We start from the raw sequence: 5,560 nt of genomic DNA, 5'->3' as shown, positions 1-5,560 counted from the left end.
CTTTGGAAATACGCCTCTTAAAAATTATTTCCCCCTCAATATCGCCCCCCAGAAAAAGGATGGGGTGTATTGAGGGGGAAATAATCGACCAATTAAAAAAATAATGAAATTTTATTTGGAAAGTCCATAGAATACTTACCGAAAAAACCTTGAGGGTGGATTCCGAGCGGATTGGTGAGGTATTCCTGAATAAAAAACTGAGGGGCATTTACGGGACGTGAGCCGCAACCATAGAATAATATAGAAGTTATAGCAATGTATGCTATAAACCTACCTAAATTAGCTTTGGGTCAAAAGGGCTTTAGAAATTAGTATTTCTACATAAACATAGATCATATAGAGGTAATTTACCTGGTCATGAGGGCCTTCGAGGTCTGACCTTTGTGGCATATTCCAAAACTATCGCGCTATATTACTTTAGGCGAAATCCAGGCGAAGGCATTGCTGTTAAGGAAAAGAAAAAAGTAATAGGAGTTAGTTAGTTGAGTTGGTAAAGGAACAATGGGAAACTGTTGTTCCTTATTTTATAGAATTCAACAATAATGGAATTGGTCTACAGTAAAGAAGTAAGACACCTGATCGGACTTTCTTTGTGAATATTCAATTAATTTTTGCAATCTTTATCCAAAGACTATATTTTAAATAATTAATTAAACCAAATGAGAATATTTAAAAAATCAATAGGCATTAATTTAGGATTACTTTTTTTATTTTTTCACCAAGGAGTTTTTTCTCAAGCATTGGTTAAAAATAAACCTAACGTCATTGTAATTATGACAGATGACCAAGGTTCCATAGATCTTAATTCTTACGGGGCAACGGACCTGTATACCCCTAATATGGATAGGCTTGCAAGAGAGGGGGTAAGGTTTACGCAGTTCTATGCAGGAGCTCCCGTTTGTTCCCCATCCCGTGCAGCACTTATGACCGGAAAGACCAATTTACGTGCAGGTATGGCGGGTAATGTCCCAATACCCGAACGCGCCGAAAAGAGTGGGGAACATGGACTTCCGACCGATCAGGTTACCATGGCGGAAATGCTTAAGCCGAATGGTTATTATACCGCCTTAATCGGTAAATGGCATCTAGGTCATCGAGAGCAGAATTTGCCCAACGGGCAGGGATTCGATTATTTTTTTGGACATCAGCGCGGTTGTATAGATAATTATTCGCATACCTTTTATTGGGATGGCCCAAATAAACACGATCTGTACAGAAATTCAGAGGAGGTTTATTATGATGGCGAACACTTTACGGATTTAATGGCCGAGGAGGTAAAGCAGGTAATCAATCACAGAAGGAACGAGCCATTTTTTATTTATTGGGCGTTCAATTCCCCACATTATCCATATCAAGGGACTACCAAATGGATGGACTATTACAAGGACCTTCCGACACCTAGAAGGGAATATGCAGCTTTTGTATCCAATACGGATGAAAAAATAGGAAACGTTCTTGACTATTTGGACGAGACGGGCCTAGCGGACGACACCATAGTCATTTTCCAATCGGACCATGGACATTCTTTGGAAGAACGTGCTTTTTGGGGAGGTGGAAATGCTGGACCGTACAGAGGTAGTAAATTCAGTTTATTCGAAGGCGGGATTCGTGTACCGGCCATTATTCGTTATCCTGGGGTAATCCCTGCCAACCAGGTTCGAGATCAAGTTAGTATGGAGATGGATTGGTTTAGTACTATTGGCGAATTGACCAATTCAGAAATAACCAGCAATCCGGACGGAAAAAGCCTTATGCCCGTTATTTTGCATGACACTAAGGAATCTCCTCATGAGGTGGTTTACTGGCAGTTTCGCGATTATGATGATAAAAATGCACAATGGGCAGTCCGCAAAGGCTCATGGAAGCTTATTGGCAACGTAGAAGAACCCTCTGGCCTGGGAGAAAAGAAGGATTTGGAGAAATTATTCCTGGTCAATTTGGATACTGACATCGGCGAAAAAAACAATTTGGCGAAATCAAATCCGAAGAAATTGAACGAACTCTTACAGTTGCACAATTCTTGGTTAAAATCGGTTCGTTCAGAAATGAAACAATAGCTAATTTTATTATTCGGTTTTGGCTAGCAATTCAGTAACTAGAGTTAGTTAAATTACAAAAGGAACAATGTAAAACTGTTGTTCCCTTTTTGCTTACCAGGTAGGAATATTAGATTCCCTTATTTTTTGGTTTAGGAATAAATTGAGGCACGAAAAGTCGCGGAAAGTACACGGAAATTAGCATTGGGTTAAAACAGTGTATTTGTCTCTGGGACCACTTAAACCCCTCCTTTAATTTCCTCAACAATATATAACTTTACTTNTCTAATCGGCTCATTTTTATATTTTGATTGAGCTAACAATTATCTAAAATTTGATGATGTAAGGGGTGAAGGCTCAAAAATATTTATCCATGGTTAAAACCTCCAGGGTGTAACGGTTTATAAAAAAAACTGAAGTAGCAATAATTTGTTAAAATAAGAAATTGAAAAGCAATTACCGCTGTAGTCCACCGAAATTAGCTGTTGGTTAAAAATTCATATTTCTGCTTAACGCCTTTGCCTGCAGCAATAGAATTCTATATAATCCGACTGCGTGCATCTTTCTAAACATATGTACAATTTTATATAGCACAAAACTCCATACTTGGCAAATCCTTTTTCCAACATAATAGGTAAATATGTACAGTATTAAAGATGTGTTAAAATACCTAAGATTAGGTATTTCACATCTTGGATTTAAAGAATAAATTCGATGTAAAGCATTTACATATTTCAAATATTAGTGTAAGTGGCTTTGAAAGAATTCTAAAAACTGAAATACTAGATTCGGAGGTGGCATTGGGTAATGATTATACTAAAATCGGTACTGGTTCTATAAAACTAGTGAATAAATCAATCAATCTAAATTTATGCACCAAACTGGGATCTCGTTTCTAAGTTCGTCCAGCGATTGGAAATGCTTTCCCCCGGTACCAGAATTTCTGAAAACAACCCTAGAATTCTCATAGGGACCTCGGAAGGAAAAATTCCAAAATAGGAAATAAACTAGTTCATAAAATATAATCTCTCAATTATGAAAACCAAAATTACTACTCTTTTTGCCCTGTTTTTATTTTTATGTTTAAACTGGGTTTCAGCCCAGCAATGGAAGCCCTTGGGTCCAGAGGATAATTTGCCATCTTCTTCCTTCACAGCCTACCCAAATATAGCGATTGCTCCGGATGGCACGCCCTATGTGGTATACCAGGATGGCGGAAACGCCTATAAGGCGACGGTACAGCGTTTTAAAGAAGGTACTTGGGAAGTGGTGGGAATAGCCGGTTTCTCAAGCGGTAGTGCAAACAATACAAATATCGCCCTTACAGGCGAAGGTACGCCCTATGTGGTGTACCAAGACATTAATTTCGGCGGAGCTACGGTACAAAGCTTTAATGGCACGTCCTGGGAAGTGGTGGGTAAAGCCGGTTTCTCCAGCGGTACTGCCAACAATATCGATATCGCTATTTCCATCGAAGGCACGCCCTATGTGGTTTACCAGGATGGCGGAAATGCCACTAAGGCGACGGTCCAGCGTTTCAATGGCACATCTTGGGAAGTGGTGGGCACGGCTGGTTTTTCCAGTGGTACTGCAAACTATATCGGTATCGCTATTTCCAGTGAAGGCACGCCCTATGTGGTTTATCAGGATGGCAACAATGCCAATAAGGCGACGGTACAGCGTTTCAATGGCACAACCTGGGAAGTGGTGGGCAGTGCGGGCTTCTCTGCTGGTAGTGCTCTCAGTACCGGAATTGCCCTTTCGGGCATTGGGATGCCTTATATAGTGTACCACGATGAAGTGAATACCGAAGCGACTGTACAGCGTTTCAATGGTACGACCTGGGAGGTCGTCGGTCCTGCGGGCTTCTCTGGTCTTGCACTCGAAACGGATATAGTCCTTACAGGCGATGGCACACCTTATGTGTTGTACCGCGACTATGATAATTTGAAGGTACAGCGTTTCACTGGCACGGCCTGGGAGTTAGTGGGCAATTCAGGTTTCTCATTTGGGTTTTATCCCGCACTTGCCCTTGCAGGTGATGGCACGCCCTATGCTGTATACGTCGGAGACATATTAAATAGGGCTGCGGTTCAACGTTTCAATGGTACGGCCTGGGAGTTGGTGGGTAGTGCGGGCTTTTCCGCTGGTACCGCATTCAATACAGAAATTGCCCTTGCGGACGATGGCACGCCCTACGTGGTTTACCAAGATCGCAATTCCTTTAAGGCCATTGTACGACGTTTCAATGGCATGGCCTGGGAGACGGTGGGCACTGGGGGCCTCTTTACCGTTCATACAGTCGATCCCGATATTGCCCTTACCGGCGATGGTACGCCCTACGTGGTGTACGCGGATGGTGGTAATTCCAATAAGGCGACGGTACAGCACTTCAACGGCACGGCCTGGGAGGTGGTGGGCACAGCTGGTTTCTCCGCAAGTAATGCAAACTATACAGACATTGCACTTGCGGACGATGGCACGCCCTATGTGGTGTACACGGATGAGGGCAATTCCAATAAGGCGACGGTACAGCGATTCAACGGTACGTCCTGGGAAGTGGTGGGCAGTGCGGGCTTCTCAGCTGGTCGTGCGCTAAGTATCAAAATTGTCCTTTCTGGCGATGGCACGCCATATGTGGTGTATACTGATGTAAGTAATTCCTTTAAGGCTACGGTACAACGTTTCAATGGAACAGCCTGGGAGTTGGTGGGCATTGCGGGTTTCTCCGCCGGTGGTGCGGACTATACTAAACTTGCCCTTTCTCGTGATGGTACGCCTTACGTGGTATACCAAGATGGCGGTAATTCCTTCAAGGCGACGGTACAGCGTTTCAACAGTGCGAGCTGGGAGGTAGTGGGCAGTGAGGGCTTCTCAAATGTTAGTGCAAGCTATACGGATATTGCCCTTACCGGTGATGGTACGCCCTACGTGGTGTACGCGGATGGTGGTAATTCCAATAAGGCCACGGTACGGCGTTTCAACGGCACGGTCTGGGAGGTCGTGGGCACGGCTGGTCTTTCCGATGGTGCGGCCAGTGCCACGAATATAGCCATAGATAATAATGGCAATATTATTGTGGTGTATAGTAGCACTTATGCTTATGCCAAGTCCTTTAAAATTGCTTCGGTAGATCAGGAGGCTCCTAATATTAGCTGCTTGGCAGATATTGCACAAAGTGCGGGCACCAATTGTTCAACCACCATAGCCATTGGTGAGCCTACAGCCACAGACAATGTCTCTACAGATTTTACTTTTGAGGGGGTCCGTAGCGATGGCGCTGAACTGGATACGCTTTTTCCCATAGGCAATACAACCATTACCTGGACCGCCAAGGATGAGGCGGGCAATGTATCGGAGTTCTGTGACCAACTGGTAACTGTCACAGGTACGGGAGACTGTTGGGCACAAGTTGGCCCTTCCAGTTTTCCCAATGGAACGGTAGTTGAGGTTTCCTTGGCCCTAGATGGTTCCGGGGTACCCTATCTTGCATTTCAGGACAAAGACAATGAGAAGAAGGCAAC

General features: G+C 43.6%; 2 protein-coding genes. Both read left to right on the top strand.

Annotated features, from left to right (window positions below):
- Window positions 1–659 precede the first annotated feature (659 nt).
- Window positions 660–2,057, top strand: coding sequence for a sulfatase-like hydrolase/transferase (locus MWU78_RS22145; protein ID WP_247001983.1), 1,398 nt, complete (start codon window positions 660–662; stop codon window positions 2,055–2,057).
- Between the two features lie 1,014 nt (window positions 2,058–3,071).
- On the top strand, window positions 3,072–5,560 hold a 2,489-nt coding region (locus MWU78_RS22140), incomplete at its 3' end, for an HYR domain-containing protein (protein WP_247001981.1).

Source organism: Arenibacter sp. F26102 (assembly GCF_023015865.1).
Taxonomy (GTDB): Bacteria; Bacteroidota; Bacteroidia; order Flavobacteriales; family Flavobacteriaceae; genus Arenibacter.
This window is presented reverse-complemented; position numbering and strand designations above follow the sequence as displayed.